Raw genomic sequence first — 12,582 nt, forward strand, 5'->3', positions numbered from 1 at the left:
TGCAGGGCCTCCCTCGATTATTGCTGCCGAGTAGCGCTACTGGCTGCTGCGCAGGAGCCCAAGGGTTACGGTGCGCGATACTTATCGCAGCACCGGCTCGACCGTCAGCGATCCTGCGGGTAGCGGGACGCAGACGTCCGACGCGGGCGTTTCTCCCGACAGCCAGCCCGCCCAGTCCCGCCGCTCGACGATCACGATCTGGCGGTCGTGGTAAGGCGCGATATCGGGCCCGGGCGGGCAGGTCAGCATGGTGAAGGCCTCCCCAACCGCGGGATGTTCGCGCCACAGTCCGGCGATGCCGAACCACGCCTCGCCCGTCTTGCGGAACGACCATTTGTCCTTTTTCTTCTGCCGCGGATCGGCGGGCGCGGTGAATTCATAAAAGGCGTCCGCCGCGATAAGGCAGCGTCCCTGCGCGGCACTGTTGCGGAAATTCCGACTGTCGGAGCGATAGTTATAGACCGGTTTGCCGGAGGGGCCGGGCCAGCTCCAGCGGCGCATGACGCCTTCCGCAGCAAATTCGGCGTCGGCGGCGCTACGGCTCGCGCGCACGATGAAGGTCGTGTCGGTGATGCGGAAGCTGTCGATACTCGCGAGGTTGGGGAGACTCTCTGGGAAACGCAGCGGGATGCGCAACGCGGTGAAATCATCCCGCATCAGGTCCAGCGCGATCCGGCGGGCTGCTTCGTTACACATGGCTGTATTTTTACGACACATTTGCCGGGAGACGAAACCGTCTCGGGGGAAAAGAGGGAGGGGACGCGCGGGAACGTGTTCCCGCGCGTCTACCCATCAACGAACCGCTGCTGCTTCGTTGGCGACGACTTCGCCACGCTGTTCGGGGGTCATTGCCTGCGCGTTGACGTCTGCCGCGCGGATCGCGTCGGCACGCTCGTCGGCAGTCTTGCGCTCGGCCTTGGCGGCGGCCTGGAGGTTCTCGGCTTGCGCTTCCATCGCATCGGCGCGGTTGTCGCCGGCCTTCTCGACCTGCTTGGCAAGCTTGCCGTCACCGTTGCCACCACAGGCAGCCAGCGGGAGCGCGAGCGCAGCCAGCGCAACGAACATCGTCTTCTTCATCGGTTAATCCCCGTTACTCATGCCCAAAGTCGGCACGGACGGGAAAACCGGCGGTACGGAGAATCGTTCCGCCTCCGGATCGGGGCAGGTCATCGTGTATGACCTGCCCCGAACGCCGGAAACTCAGACGTGGATCGCCTTGCCGCGAACCGCCATCGCGGCTTCCTTCATTGCCTCGGCATGCGTCGGATGCGCGTGGCAGGTGTAGGCAATGTCCTCGCTGGTGGCGCCGAATTCCATTGCGGTGCAGGCTTCGGCGATCATCGTGCCGCCGACGCTGGCGATGACCCACACGCCGAGCACGCGATCGGTCTTGGCATCCGCGATCACCTTCACGAAGCCGTCAGGCTCGTGATTGGTCTTGGCGCGGCTGTTGGCGGCCATCGGGAACTTGCCGACCTTGACCTCGGCAACTTTCTCGCGCGCGGCTTCCTCGGTCAGGCCGACGCCCGCAATCTCGGGCCAGGTGTAGACGACCGACGGGATCACGTCGTGATTGACGATGCCGGTCAGGCCACCGATGTTCTCGGCCACCGCGATGCCCTCATCCTCGGCCTTGTGCGCAAGCATCGGGCCGGGGACGACGTCGCCGATCGCCCAGATGCCGGGGACCGACGTCTGGAAGCGATGATCGGTCTCGACCTGCCCGCGCGCGTTGGTCGAGAGACCAGCGGCCGCGAGGTTGAGGCCATCGGTGTTGGGACGCCGCCCGATCGAGACGAGCACGGTATCCGCCTCGATCGTCTCGGGTGCGCCACCCGCTGCGGGCTCGACCGTGATCGTCGCCTTCTCGCCATCGACGGCCACGCCGGTGACCTTGGTCGACAGCTTGAACTCGATCCCCTGCTTCTTGAAGATCTTATTCGATTCCTTGCGGATCTCGCCATCGAAGCCGGGGAGAATCTGGTCGAGATATTCGACGCAGGTGACGCGCGCGCCAAGGCGCTTCCACACCGAGCCGAGCTCGAGCCCGATCACGCCGCCGCCGATGACGACCATATGCTCGGGCACCTTCGCAAGCTCGAGCGCGCCGGTCGAATCGACCACGACCTTCTGGTCGACGGTAACGCCGGGGAGCTGCGTAACCGACGATCCGGTCGCGATGACGATGTTCTTGGCGCGATACGTCTTGCCCGCGACTTCGACGGTATCCGTGCCGGTGAAGCTCGCCTGGCCCTTAAGCCATTCGACCTTGTTCTTCTTGAACAGGAAGGCGACGCCCGCGGTCAGCTGCTTGACCGCATCGCGGCGCTGTTCGTGCATCGTTTCGAGATCGAGCGAAACGTTGTCCATCTTGACGCCGAGCTTGGCCATCATGCCGTTCTTGGCGTCGTTATAAAATTCGGACGCGTGGAGCATCGCCTTGGACGGGATACAGCCGACGTTGAGGCACGTACCGCCGAGCGTCTCGCGGCTCTCGACGCATGCCGTGCGAAGGCCGAGCTGCGCCGCGCGGATCGCCGCGACGTATCCGCCGGGTCCGGCACCGATGATCAGAACGTCGAAATCATAGTCAGCCATTTTATGCTCCACTTGTGTTCCTGCGCAGGCAGGAACCCAGAGTTACGCCGGGCACCGTTTGAAACCCTGGACTCCTGCTTCCGCAGGAGAACGCGCTTTCAGAACAGCGTCTCGTACAAATCCTTCCACTGCGGGTTGTCCTGTTCGATCAACGCGATCTTCCAGGCCCGCTGCCACTTCTTCATCTGAAGCTCGCGATACCGTGCTGCTTCAAGATCGTCACACGCGTCGTACCAGACAAGATGCGTGCAACTGTATTGTTTGGAAAAGCCATCGATCAACCGGTTGCGATGCTGATAGGCCCTAGCCTGCAGGTTGCTGGTGACGCCCAGATAGAGCGTCCCGTTGCGCTGGCTCGCCATCAGATAGACGCAGCCCGGTTTCAAACGACCTCTCCTGTCCCTTGTCGTGTTCCTGCGAAGGCAGGAACCCAGAGTTACGCGGTACAGCGTTTGAAACCCTGGGCTCCTGCCTGCGCGGGAGCACGCCGGTCAGATCACAGGTCGATCAAGATCCGCGTCGGGTCCTCGATAGCATTCTTGAGCGCGACGAGGAACGTCACCGCTTCGCGACCATCGATGAGGCGGTGATCGTAGCTCAAGGCTAGATACATCATCGGGCGGATCACGATCTGCCCGTCGACCACGACCGGACGCTCGTCGATGCGGTGAAGCCCGAGCACCGCCGACTGCGGCGGGTTGATGATCGGGGTCGACATCAGCGAGCCGAACACGCCGCCGTTCGAGATGGTGAACGTGCCGCCCTTCATCTCGTCCATCTTGAGTGCGCCGTCCTTGGCGCGCTTGCCGAAGTCGCCGATCGTCTTCTCGATCTGCGCGACCGACATCTGGTCGGCATCGCGGATCACCGGAACGACGAGGCCACCCGGCGACGACACCGCGACCGAGATATCTGCGTAATCGTGATAGACGATGTCATCGCCCTCGATCGACGCGTTGACCGACGGGATGTCGCGCAGCGCCATCGTCGCGGCCTTCACGAAGAAGCCCATGAAGCCCAGGCGGACGCCGTGCTTCTTCTCGAACAGATCCTTGTACTTGGCCCGCGCCGCGATCACCGCGGTCATGTCGACGTCGTTGAACGTCGTCAGCATCGCGGCGGTGTTCTGCGCTTCCTTGAGGCGCTTGGCGATCGTCTGGCGCAAGCGCGTCATGCGGACGCGCTCTTCCTTGCGCCCGGTCGATGCAGCGACCGAGGCCGAAACCGGCGGAGCAGCGGCGGCGGGTGCAGGTGCCGGGGTCGAAGCAGCAGCCGCGGCGACGTCGTCCTTGGTCAGGCGACCATCCTTGCCGGTGCCCTTGACGGTCGACGGGTCGACCCCGTGCTCGAGCACCGCACGGCGCACCGACGGGCTCAGTGCGGCGGGGCCATCGCTCGACGACGACGGGGCCTGCTGGCCAGCCGTAGCGGCAGGGTTGGCCTGTTCGGCAGGTGCGCTGGCGGGCGAAGCGGTGACCGCAGGCTGGGGTGCCGGGGCCGAAGCCGCCGCGCCGTCACCGGCGTCGATCGTCGCGAGCATCGCGCCGACCTGGACCGTCTCGCCGACCTTGACCGCATGTTCGCCCATGATCCCGGCGACCGGCGACGGCACCTCGACCGAGACCTTGTCGGTCTCGAGGCTGGCGATCGGCTCGTCCGCCGCGACCTTGTCGCCCGGCTGCTTGAGCCATTCGCCGAGCGTCGCCTCGGTGATCGATTCGCCGAGTACCGGTACTGTGACTTCGGTTGCCATATGCGCCTCTTTTATCTTCCCCGGCGAAGGCCGGGGCCCAGGTGCGCAACGCTCGCTGATCAAGCGCCGCGCGAAATTACCTTATGCCCCGCTACTGGACCCCGGCCTGCGCCGGGGAAGCAGCGGAGCAGCGTCTCAAACTTTCCGCGTGCGGCGGATTTCCTCGCGGACGCTGTGGCCGAGCGCGTCGGCGACAAGCGCCGCCTGCTCGGTCTGGTGCCGCTTCATCAGGCCCGTCGCAGGCGAGGCCGAAGCCGCACGACCCGCATAGCGCGCCCGCGTCACCGAACCGCCAACGTCGGCGAGGACCTCTTCGAGGAACGGCTCGACGAAGCTCCACGCGCCATTGTTCTTCGGCTCTTCCTGCGCCCACACCACCGTCTCGAGGTTGGGCATGCGCTGCATCCGCTCGACCAGCGGCTCGCCCGGGAAGGGATACAGCTGCTCGACGCGCACGATGGCGGTGTTGGTGTCGCCAGCTGCGTCACGTGCCTCGATCAGGTCGTAGGCGACCTTGCCCGAGCACAGGACGAGCCGCTTGACGTCGATGTCGGCGGGGGCCGACGGATCGCTCAACAACCGCTTGAAGTGGCTGTCGCCGAGGAAGTCGTCGATCTGCGACACCGCCATCTTGTGTCGCAACAGCGACTTGGGCGTGAAGACGATCAGCGGCTTGCGGAACGACCGGTGCATCTGCCGGCGCAGCAGGTGGAAATAGTTGGCCGGCGTCGTGCAGTTCGCGACCTGCATGTTGTCCTGCGCGCACAGCTGGAGGAAGCGCTCGATCCGCGCGGAGCTATGCTCCGGCCCCTGCCCTTCGTAGCCGTGCGGCAGCAGCATCACGAGCCCGTTGGCGCGGAGCCACTTGGCCTCGCCCGAAGCGATGAACTGATCGATCATGATCTGCGCACCGTTCATGAAGTCGCCGAACTGCGCTTCCCACATGACGAGCGTCTTGGGGTCCGCGAGCGCGTAGCCATACTCGAAGCCAAGCACGCCATATTCGCTCAAGGGACTGTCGAGCACTTCGAACCGGCCATGCGGGATCGTCTCGAGCGGGCGATACTTGTGCTCGTCGGTCTGGTCGACCCAGACCGCGTGACGCTGCGAGAAGGTCCCGCGGCCCGAATCCTGCCCCGACAGACGGACGCCATAGCCTTCCGACAACAGCGACCCGAACGCCAAAGCCTCGCCGGTCGCCCAGTCGAAGTTGCGGCCCGACTTGAACATCTCGCGCTTGGCGTCGAGCACGCGGTTGAGCGTCTTGTGAACCGCCAGGCCCTCGGGGATCGTCGTCAGCGTGCGGCCGAGCGAGTCGAACAGCTTCTGCTCCATGCCCGTGTTGACGTTGCGCCGCTCCGTCTCGGCGTCGGCGGGGGCGTGAAGCCCCGACCAGCGCCCGGCGAACCAGTCCGCCTTGTTGGGCTTGTAGCTCGCGCCCGCTTCGAACTCGCCTTCGAGCAGCGTGGTGTACTGCTTGATATTCTCGTCGATCCAGGCCGCGTCGATCACCTTCTGGTCGATCAGCTTCTTGCCGTAGATCTCGCTGACCGGCGGATGATCCTTGATCGCCTTGTACATCAGCGGCTGGGTGAAGCCCGGCTCATCGCCTTCGTTGTGACCGAAGCGGCGGTAGCACCACATGTCGATCACGATGTCGCGGTGGAACTGCTGGCGGAACTCCATCGCCATCTTGGTGGCGAAGGTCACGGCCTCGGGATCGTCGCCGTTGACGTGGAAGATCGGTGCCTGGACGCCCTTGGCGACATCCGACGGGTACGGCGAAGAGCGCGCGAACTGCGGGCTGGTGGTGAAGCCGACCTGGTTGTTGATGATGAAGTGGACGCAACCGCCGGTGTTATACCCGCGGATGCCGGAGAAGCCGAGGCACTCCCATACGATCCCCTGCCCCGCGAACGCCGCGTCGCCGTGGATCAGCACAGGGAGCGATGCCTTATGCTCGGTCAGGTCGTTCGCGATCGTCTGGATCGCGCGGGTCTTGCCGAGCACGACCGGATCTTCAGCCTCGAGATGCGACGGGTTGGCGACCAGCGACATGTGGACGCTGATCCCGTCGAACTCACGGTCGGTCGAGGTGCCGAGGTGGTACTTCACGTCCCCCGAACCCGCGACGTCATCGGGATTGTCCGACCCGCCGCCGAATTCGTGGAAGATGATGCGGAACGGCTTGGCCATCACGTTGGTGAGGACGTTCAAGCGCCCGCGATGCGCCATGCCGAAGACGATCTCCTTCACGCCGAGCGAGCCACCATATTTGATGACCGATTCGAGCGCGGGGATCATGCTCTCGCCACCGTCGAGCCCGAAGCGCTTGGTGCCGACATATTTCTTGCCGCAGAAGCGCTCCCACTGCTCGGCCTCGATCACCTTGTTGAGGATCGCCTTCTTGCCAAGGTCGGTGAACTCGATCGCCTTGTCCTTGCCTTCCATGCGGTCCTGCAGGAAGCGGCGCTCCTCGACGTCGGCGATGTGCATATATTCGAGGCCGACATTTCCGCAATAATTGGCGCGCAGCGTGTCGACGAGTTCGCGCACGGTCGCCCATTGCAGGCCCATCGTCCCGCCGAGATAGACGGGGCGGTCGATATCGGCATCCGAGAAGCCGTGATATTCGGTCTGGAGATCGGCGGGCATCTCGCGCTTGGAGAGCCCCAGCGGATCGAGATTGGCGGCGAGATGGCCGCGCACGCGGTACGTGCGGATGAGCAGCATCGCGCGGATCGAATCGCCCGCGGCGCGGATGATGTCATCCTGGCTGACCGCGGGGGCCGCGGCCGGAGCAGGCTTCGCGCCGCCCTTCACGGGCTTGGGCGCGGGCTCCATCTGGGTCGGGTCGAGCGCGGCGGTCAGGTCGTCGGTGGTCGACAGCGGCCACCGTGCCGACTGCCAGCTAGGGCCCGACGACGAACCCTCGAGCCCCTCGAAAAAGCCACGCCAGGCCGGCTCGACGCTGTCCGGGGAAGTGCGGAAACGCGCGTAGAGCGTCTCGATGAACGCGGGGCTTACGCCGCCTGCGATATCGCCGAAGTCCTGGTTCTCGTAGCCCATAGCGAGTCCTCGTCACCCCGGAACATTGGGGTCTTTAGTAGTGGGACACCGCCGCGCCCGACCGGACGCGGCGGCCCCGACCAACCGGCCGGGGCGATGTGTCTTAACCCTTGAGCACTTCCAGCAAGGTCGTGCCCAGTTCGCTCGGCGAAGCGGAGACGCGGATGCCTGCGCGCTCCATCGCCGCAATCTTGTCTTCCGCGCCGCCCTGGCCGCCCGAGACGATCGCGCCGGCGTGACCCATGCGACGACCCGGAGGCGCCGTACGGCCCGCGATGAAGCCGGCCATCGGCTTCTTGCGGCCACGCTTGGCCTCGTCGATCAGGAACTGCGCAGCTTCTTCCTCGGCCGAACCACCGATTTCGCCGATCATGATGATCGACTTGGTCGCGTCGTCCGCAAGAAACAGCTCGAGCACGTCGATGAAGTTCGTGCCGTTGACCGGATCGCCACCGATGCCGACCGCGGTCGTCTGACCGAGGCCTGCGTTCGACGTCTGGAACACCGCCTCATAGGTCAGCGTGCCTGAACGGCTGACAACGCCGACCGACCCCTGCTTGAAGATGCTGCCGGGCATGATGCCGATCTTGCACTCGCCGGGGGTCAGGACGCCGGGGCAGTTCGGGCCGATCAGCCGCGACTTGGACCCCGAGAGCGCGCGCTTGACGCGAACCATGTCGAGCACCGGAATGCCCTCGGTGATCGTGACGATCAGCGGAACCTGCGCGTCGATCGCCTCGAGGATCGAATCCGCCGCAAAGGGGGGCGGAACGTAGATCACCGACGCGGTCGCGCCGGTCATCGCGACGGCCTCGGCCACGGTGTCATACACCGGCAAGTCGAGGTGAGTCGTGCCACCCTTGCCCGGGGTAACGCCGCCAACCATCTGCGTGCCATATTCCAGCGCCGCCTTGGTGTGGAAGCTGCCGGTCTCCCCGGTCATGCCCTGGGTAATGACCTTGGTGTTCTTATCGACGAGGATGCTCATCTAGTGCTCCTTGTACCCCGCGAGCGGGGGAACAGGTTTAAAACAGTGACTCGAACAGGTCGTTCCAGTCGGGGTTCATTCGCTCGATCTCTGACAGCTTCCACTGCCGGTTCCACTTCTTGAGCTGGCGTTCGCGCAACCGCGCATCGTCCAGATCGTCGTGCCCTTCGTACCAAACCAACAGTTTGCAACCATAAGTTTTCGTGAAGCCGTCGATCACGCCGTTACGATGCTGATAGGCCCGTGCGGCGAGATCGCTGGTGACACCGATGTAAATCGTTCCGTTCCGCCGGCTCGCCATGATGTAGACGTAGCCGACCTTGTTCACCGCCCGCTTCCTTGTTTCCCCGCGAAGGCGGGGACCCAGTCTGGGCACCCGCCTTCGCGGGTGAACAAGGAAGCTAGGCGCAGGATTTCCTTAACCCAGCGACCCGTCGATCGCCTTGCACGCAACCAGCAGCTCCTTGACCGCATCGACCGACACGCTGAGGTTCTGCTTCGCTTCGTCGTCGAGCTTGATCTCGATGACTTCCTCGACGCCGCCCGCACCGATCACGACCGGGACACCGACATAGAGATTGTCGATGCCATATTGGCCGGTCAGGTGTGCCGCTGCCGGAAGGACGCGCTTCTGGTCGTACAGATAGGCTTCCGCCATCGCGATGCCGCTGGTGGCAGGCGCATAATAGGCCGAGCCGGTCTTGAGCAGCGCAACGATCTCGCCGCCGCCGCCGCGGGTGCGCTTGATGATCGCGTCGATCTTTTCCTGGGTCGAACGACCCATTGCGACCAGATCCGGAACCGGGATGCCCGAGACGGTCGAATAGGAAATGACCGGGACCATCGTGTCGCCGTGGCCGCCGAGCACGAAGCTGGTGACGTCCTTGACCGAGACCTTGAATTCGTCGGCGAGGAAGTGGCTGAAGCGCGCCGAATCGAGCACGCCGGCCATGCCGACGACCTTGTTGTGCGGGAGGCCGGAGAATTCGCGCAGCGCCCACACCATCGCGTCGAGCGGGTTGGTGATGCAGATGACGAATGCGTCGGGTGCGTTGGCGGCGATGCCCTCGCCGACGGCCTTCATGACCTTGAGGTTGATGCCGAGCAGGTCATCGCGGCTCATGCCGGGCTTGCGCGCGACGCCAGCGGTGACGATGATCACGTCCGCGCCTGCGATGTCCTTGTAATCGTTGGTGCCGGTGATGGTCGCGTCGAAGCCTTCAACCGGGCTGCACTGGCTGAGGTCGAGCGCCTTGCCCTGCGGTACACCTTCGACGACGTCGAACAACACGACATCCCCGAGGCCCTTGAGCGCTGCGAGATGGGCGAGCGTGCCGCCAATGTTGCCGGCGCCGATCAGCGCGATCTTCTTGCGAGCCATCCGGGATCCTTTTCGCTTAGGCCCGCCCAGGGCGTTAATAACTCAGGAGCGATCGGGCGAGCTCTGCCGGGCGCGGGCTTAGGACGGTTTTTCGTCTTGGGCAACCCGGGAGGCGAACGATTTCACGCCGTATTGCAATTCATTCGCAAGTGCAATTGGCGCTTGCCGTGCTCCTGCGCAGGCAGGAGCTAAGAGATACGAGGCGCGACCCCCGCGACCCTGAACCCCGCTTCGCGGGGAAACGGTTCGTTACAGGAAGCCGATCAGTCCCCACCATGCCCAGCCGCCAGATACTCTTCCGACCGCATCTCCTCCAGCCGGCTGATTGTCCGGTCGAATTCGAACCGCCCGTCGCCGCTCTCGTACAGCTCCTGCGGCTGCGCATCCGCCGCCGCGAGCAGCTTGACCTTCTGTTCGTACAAGGCGTCGATCAGCGCGACGAACCGCGCCGCCTCGTTGCGATTGTCCGGCCCGAGCTTCGGAATGCCGACCACGATCACCGTATGATAGCGCCGCGCGATCGCGATATAGTCCGCGCTCCCGCGCGCTTCCTCGCACAGCCGCTTGAAGCTGAACACCGCGACGCCCTTGAGCGCTTTGGGCACGTGGACGCTGCGCGCCTGCACCATCAGATCCTCGGACGGCACGTGCGCGCGGTCCTCGACCGGAAAGTCGGTGAGGCGGAAGAAATCGCCCGAAAGCAATTTGGTCGCCTCGGGGCCATTGGGGACCAGCCACGTATCGATCGACCCCAACCGGTCCCGCCGATAATCCACCGGCCCGTTGAGCGTGATCACCTCCATCCGCGCTTCGATCAGCGCGATGAACGGCAGAAAGTGCTCGCGGTTGAGCCCGTTCTTGTAGAGATCGGCGGGCGGCCGGTTGGAGGTGGTGACGACGGTCACACCCTCTTCCAGCAACAGCGTGAACAGCCGCGACAAGATCATCGCATCCGGACTGTTCGTCACCATCATCTCGTCGAACGCGAGCAGCCGCACTTCCTCGGCAATCGCCTTGGCGAGCGGCGGGATCGGATCGCCCAGTTCCTTGGCGCGCTCGACCGCAAGCCGCTGGTGCACCTCCAGCATGAATTCGGCAAAATGGACGCGCCGCTTGCGCCGAATGTCGAGCGCATCGAAGAACAGGTCCATCAGCATCGACTTGCCGCGCCCGACCCCGCCCCAGACATACAATCCGCGCGGTGCCTCCGGCTTGCGCCCCAGCACGCGCCACAGCATCGACCCGCGCTTGGGCGTCGCTTCCAGCGCGGAAGCAAGATCGGCAAGGCGGCGTGCCGCGGCAGCCTGTTCGGGGTCGGGCTTGAGTTCCCCCGAAGCGATCAGCGCGTCATAGCGCGCGAGGACATTCGTCATTCTGCAATTATACTCGTTCGGAGGCCGGGCCGGGCAGCGGTGGCGTCGACTTGCGCAGCGTGCCCGTAAAACTGGCGATGGTCGGCCGGTCTTCCTGAACGATCAGCCCGCGCAGGAAGAGCATGTTGCGTGTCTCGCGGAGCAGCTCGAGTCGCGCCTCCAGCGGAACGCCGATCGCGCCACCGCCGATGAATTGCGCCGACAGGTCGAGCGTCACCGCCCCACCGGCCGATAAAACGCCGAAGCCGCGCGCGGCGGCAAACAGCGCGACGTCCATGAAGCCGAGCAGCGCGCCCCCGTGGACGTCACCGCGCATGTTGGAATGTTCGTGGCGCGGCAGCATCCGAACGCGCGCGACCCCGCCTTCGACCTTTACGAGCAACGGCTCGAGAAAGGCATTGTAGCGAGTCGCATCCCGGAACTGCCACCGCTTCCACCCCGGCTGTTCGGGATCGTCCTCGTAAGTGAAGGGTGCGGTCAAACGCGGGCGTTCCCTGGGGCCTGTCCCCGCCGCGACGTCAGATCTAACGCCGGGCGGGGATGGCGAAGCTCAAACGACGCGTTCGGCTTCCATCTTCTTGATTTCCGCGATCGCCTTGGCGGGGTTGAGACCCTTGGGGCAGACATTCGCGCAGTTCATGATCGTGTGGCAGCGATACAGGCGGAACGGATCCTCGAGCTCGTCGAGTCGCTCGCCGGTCATCTCGTCGCGGCTGTCGGCGAGCCAACGATAGGCCTGCAACAGGATCGCCGGGCCGAGGAACTTGTCGCTGTTCCACCAGTAGCTTGGGCACGCGGTCGAGCAGCATGCGCACAGGATGCACTCGTACAGACCGTCGAGCTTCTCGCGCTCTTGCGGCGACTGGAGTCGTTCCTTGCCCGCGGGGGGCGGGGTCACCGTCTGCAGCCACGGCTTGATCGACGAATATTGCGCATAGAAATGCGTGAAATCAGGGACGAGGTCCTTGATCACTTCCATGTGCGGCAGCGGCGTGATGCGGATGTCGCCCTTCACGTCCTCGATGGCGGTCGTGCAGGCGAGGCCGTTCTTGCCATCGATGTTCATCGAGCACGACCCGCAAATGCCTTCGCGGCACGAGCGGCGGAAGGTGAGCGACGAATCCTGCTCGCCCTTCATCTTGATCAGCGCGTCGAGCACCATCGGGCCGCACGAGTCGAGATCCACCTCGAACGTGTCGTAATGCGGGTTCGCGTTCGCATCGGGGTCATACCGATAGATCTTGAACTTCTTGATGCGTTTCGCCTCAGGCGCGGCCTTGTGGACCTTGCCGCCCGACTTGGGCTTGGAGTTGGCGGGGAGGAAGAATTCGGCCATCGCTTGCTCGCGTTTTCCATCCAGGAGGGCGGGTTACCGCCGGGTTGTGCAGATAGCCGTACACAAGCAACGCCCGTGTCGCAA

The 12,582-nt window shown here is 64.5% G+C and carries 12 protein-coding genes; all 12 read right to left on the reverse strand.

What is annotated here, in order from left to right; genetic code table 11:
• Positions 1 to 81: 81 nt before the first annotated feature.
• The 12 genes from RH91_RS00690 to RH91_RS00745 all read right to left on the reverse strand — a co-directional run bounded on the left by RH91_RS00690 (position 82) and on the right by RH91_RS00745 (position 12,498).
• Complete coding sequence (locus RH91_RS00690; RefSeq protein ID WP_010160538.1) at positions 82 to 696, reverse strand: SOS response-associated peptidase family protein; 615 nt, start codon at positions 694 to 696, stop codon at positions 82 to 84.
• Positions 697 to 792: 96 nt separating this feature from the next.
• Positions 793 to 1,077 carry a hypothetical protein gene (locus RH91_RS00695; protein WP_010160539.1) on the reverse strand — a complete coding sequence of 95 codons (285 nt, stop codon included), beginning with the start codon at positions 1,075 to 1,077 and terminating at the stop codon, positions 793 to 795.
• Between the two features lie 123 nt (positions 1,078 to 1,200).
• Positions 1,201 to 2,598 (reverse strand): dihydrolipoyl dehydrogenase, encoded by a 1,398-nt coding sequence (lpdA, locus tag RH91_RS00700; protein WP_010160540.1) that lies wholly within the window; start codon positions 2,596 to 2,598, stop codon positions 1,201 to 1,203.
• Between the two features lie 98 nt (positions 2,599 to 2,696).
• A complete protein-coding gene (locus RH91_RS00705) occupies positions 2,697 to 2,984 on the reverse strand; it encodes a GIY-YIG nuclease family protein (RefSeq protein ID WP_269724622.1) in 288 nt (95 codons plus the stop codon).
• Between the two features lie 110 nt (positions 2,985 to 3,094).
• Positions 3,095 to 4,351, reverse strand: coding sequence for a 2-oxoglutarate dehydrogenase complex dihydrolipoyllysine-residue succinyltransferase (odhB, locus tag RH91_RS00710; RefSeq protein ID WP_010160542.1), 1,257 nt, complete (start codon positions 4,349 to 4,351; stop codon positions 3,095 to 3,097).
• Between the two features lie 135 nt (positions 4,352 to 4,486).
• On the reverse strand, positions 4,487 to 7,420 hold the full coding sequence (locus tag RH91_RS00715) for a 2-oxoglutarate dehydrogenase E1 component (RefSeq protein ID WP_010160544.1): 2,934 nt from the start codon (positions 7,418 to 7,420) through the stop codon (positions 4,487 to 4,489).
• A 103-nt stretch (positions 7,421 to 7,523) separates the two neighbouring features.
• Entirely contained in the window at positions 7,524 to 8,408 is an 885-nt protein-coding gene (gene sucD / locus RH91_RS00720; RefSeq protein WP_010160545.1) for a succinate--CoA ligase subunit alpha, read from the reverse strand.
• Between the two features lie 37 nt (positions 8,409 to 8,445).
• Entirely contained in the window at positions 8,446 to 8,736 is a 291-nt protein-coding gene (locus RH91_RS00725; RefSeq protein WP_010160546.1) for a GIY-YIG nuclease family protein, read from the reverse strand.
• Positions 8,737 to 8,826: 90 nt separating this feature from the next.
• Positions 8,827 to 9,789, reverse strand: coding sequence for a malate dehydrogenase (mdh, locus tag RH91_RS00730; RefSeq protein ID WP_010160547.1), 963 nt, complete (start codon positions 9,787 to 9,789; stop codon positions 8,827 to 8,829).
• A 263-nt stretch (positions 9,790 to 10,052) separates the two neighbouring features.
• Positions 10,053 to 11,162: a cell division protein ZapE gene (gene zapE / locus RH91_RS00735; RefSeq protein WP_010160548.1), complete on the reverse strand. Its 1,110-nt coding sequence runs from the start codon at positions 11,160 to 11,162 to the stop codon at positions 10,053 to 10,055.
• 7 nt (positions 11,163 to 11,169) lie between these two features.
• Positions 11,170 to 11,643, reverse strand: coding sequence for a PaaI family thioesterase (locus RH91_RS00740; protein WP_010160549.1), 474 nt, complete (start codon positions 11,641 to 11,643; stop codon positions 11,170 to 11,172).
• Positions 11,644 to 11,712: 69 nt separating this feature from the next.
• Positions 11,713 to 12,498 carry a succinate dehydrogenase iron-sulfur subunit gene (locus RH91_RS00745; RefSeq protein ID WP_010160550.1) on the reverse strand — a complete coding sequence of 262 codons (786 nt, stop codon included), beginning with the start codon at positions 12,496 to 12,498 and terminating at the stop codon, positions 11,713 to 11,715.
• Positions 12,499 to 12,582 lie beyond the last annotated feature (84 nt).

Origin of the sequence: Sphingomonas sp. PAMC 26617, assembly GCF_000242835.1 — a bacterium.
In the GTDB taxonomy this organism is placed as follows: Bacteria; Pseudomonadota; Alphaproteobacteria; order Sphingomonadales; family Sphingomonadaceae; genus Sphingomonas.

Bases quoted from the DNA above. Each gene is read 5' to 3' on its own strand.
- mdh (WP_010160547.1), bottom strand. From the start codon at position 9,789: ATGGCTCGCAAGAAGATCGCGCTGATCGGCGCCGGCAACATTGGCGGC.
- sucD (WP_010160545.1), bottom strand. From the start codon at position 8,408: ATGAGCATCCTCGTCGATAAGAACACCAAGGTCATTACCCAGGGCATG.
- lpdA (WP_010160540.1), bottom strand. From the start codon at position 2,598: ATGGCTGACTATGATTTCGACGTTCTGATCATCGGTGCCGGACCCGGC.
- RH91_RS00715 (WP_010160544.1), bottom strand. From the start codon at position 7,420: ATGGGCTACGAGAACCAGGACTTCGGCGATATCGCAGGCGGCGTAAGC.
- RH91_RS00695 (WP_010160539.1), bottom strand. From the start codon at position 1,077: ATGAAGAAGACGATGTTCGTTGCGCTGGCTGCGCTCGCGCTCCCGCTG.
- RH91_RS00745 (WP_010160550.1), bottom strand. From the start codon at position 12,498: ATGGCCGAATTCTTCCTCCCCGCCAACTCCAAGCCCAAGTCGGGCGGC.
- RH91_RS00690 (WP_010160538.1), bottom strand. From the start codon at position 696: ATGTGTAACGAAGCAGCCCGCCGGATCGCGCTGGACCTGATGCGGGAT.
- zapE (WP_010160548.1), bottom strand. From the start codon at position 11,162: ATGACGAATGTCCTCGCGCGCTATGACGCGCTGATCGCTTCGGGGGAA.
- odhB (WP_010160542.1), bottom strand. From the start codon at position 4,351: ATGGCAACCGAAGTCACAGTACCGGTACTCGGCGAATCGATCACCGAG.